Origin of the sequence: Zoogloea sp. LCSB751 (genome assembly GCF_002028455.1) — a bacterium.
In the GTDB taxonomy this organism is placed as follows: domain Bacteria; phylum Pseudomonadota; class Gammaproteobacteria; order Burkholderiales; family Rhodocyclaceae; genus Zoogloea.
On record NZ_MWUM01000460.1, the window covers coordinates 1 to 248 of the forward strand.

General features: G+C 61.7%; 1 protein-coding gene. It reads left to right on the plus strand.

All coding sequences use genetic code 11. The features are described from left to right. A partial coding sequence (locus B4920_RS27315; protein WP_216820112.1) for a hypothetical protein occupies positions 1 to 248 on the plus strand: 248 nt, incomplete at both ends.

The following is a 248-nucleotide window of genomic DNA, read 5'->3' on the forward strand; positions in this document are numbered from 1 at the left end:
CTGCGCGATAGCCAAGTGATGGCCGCACTTGATGCAGCGCCGCTGCCCGCTTTGCCGACAAACGGGCCGGGCAAACAGATTATCTCGTTTTCATTATTCGGCAACCGCGCCGAATACATCGAGCCGGCGGTGATGAACACCGAGCTGGCCGCGGCGGTGTATCCCGGTTGGGTGTGCCGCTTTTATGTGGATGGCAGCGTGCCCGAGCCGGCATTGCAGCGCTTGCGCGGCAACGGTGCTGAAATCGT